The sequence below is a fragment of the Salipiger sp. HF18 genome, assembly GCF_011806505.1.
GTDB lineage: Bacteria > Pseudomonadota > Alphaproteobacteria > Rhodobacterales > Rhodobacteraceae > Salipiger > Salipiger thiooxidans.
Window position 1 is genome coordinate 1 of record NZ_JAATOS010000768.1, and the last position, 1,300, is coordinate 1,300.

Annotated in this window: 2 protein-coding genes; one reads left to right on the forward strand and one right to left on the reverse strand. The window is 73.2% G+C overall.

All coding sequences use genetic code 11. The features are described 5' to 3' along the window. The coding region (locus HC022_RS26750; RefSeq protein ID WP_167454400.1) for a fumarylacetoacetate hydrolase family protein at positions 1-425 on the forward strand (425 nt) is incomplete at its 5' end. Between the two features lie 4 nt (positions 426-429). Here the strand turns inward: HC022_RS26750 and HC022_RS26755 are convergent. After that, positions 430-1,300 (reverse strand): PLP-dependent aminotransferase family protein (locus HC022_RS26755; RefSeq protein WP_167454401.1); only part of this gene is annotated, 871 nt, incomplete at its 5' end.

The following is a 1,300-nucleotide window of genomic DNA, read 5'->3' on the forward strand; positions in this document are numbered from 1 at the left end:
AGGCCGATGCGCTGAGCCATGTCGCGGGCTACTGCGTGGTCAACGACCTGTCCGAGCGCGAGTGGCAGATGGAACGCGGCGGCCAGTGGGTGAAGGGCAAGTCGGCGCCGGGCTACGGCCCCTGCGGCCCGTGGCTGGTGACCGCCGACGAGGTGCCCGACCCGCAGGCGCTGGGGCTGTCGCTCGACCTGAATGGTAAGACCGTGCAGGACAGCGACACCAGCGACATGATCTTCAGCGTGGCCGAGATCATCTCCTACATGAGCCGCTTCATGCTGCTGGTGCCCGGGGATCTGATTGCGACCGGCACGCCCTCGGGCGTCGGTCTGGGCATGGAGCCCAAGCGCTTCCTGCGTCCGGGCGACAGCCTCGCGCTGCGCGTCGAGGGGCTGGGCGAGCAGCGGCAGGAGATCGTCGCGGCCTGAGCCCTCAGCCGCGCGGGGCCGAGACCAGCAGGGCGCCCAGCGTCCTGCCGGCATGCCCGAGCGTGTCCTCGTCGAAGCCCGCGTAGCCCAGCAGCAGCCCCTGCGGCGGATGTGGCAGGATGGCGTGGCTCGAGAGCGCCCGCGGTGCCAGCTCGCGGGCCGTGGCGCGCTCGGCGATGGCGCGGTCGCTGACCCGCCCCTGCAGCCGGGGCCCGAGCCCCGCGACAAGGTGCATCCCCGACGGATCCGGGCCCACGGCAAGCCACTCCGGGCCGGGCAGTGCCGCCAGAAGGGCCGACTGCCGCCTTGCATAGACCCGGCGCATCCGGCGCAGGTGGGTGGCGAACTCGCCCTGTGCCATGAACCGCGCCAGCGCCGGCTGCGGCATCAGCGAGGCCCGCGCGCCGGTCACCGCGAGGTAGTCGCGCACGCGACCCACCAGCGCCTCGGGCAGCACCAGGTAGCCGATCCGCAGCGTCGGGCTCAGCAGCTTCGAGAAGCTGCCCATGTAGATCGTGCGCTGCAACCCGTCGAGCCCCGCCAGCGACGGCAGCGGCTGGCCCTGATAGCGGAACTCGCTGTCGTAATCGTCCTCGACCACCAGCGCGCCCGAGGCCTCGGCCCAGTGCAGCACCTGCAGCCGCCGCGCGAGCGGCATGGCGACGCCGGTGGGGTATTGGCGCGTGGGCGTGACAACCGCGCCGGCGGCGTCACCGGGCAGGGCGGCAGGGTCGAGCCCGGCGCCGTCGATGCGCAGCGGATGCGGCGTCACCCCATGGCGGCGCAGCAGCGCGTGCAGCGTCCGCCAGCCCGGGTCCTCGATGGCGAGCCGGGCACCGGGCGGCAGCAACGCGTGGGCGATGACGTCGAAGGCA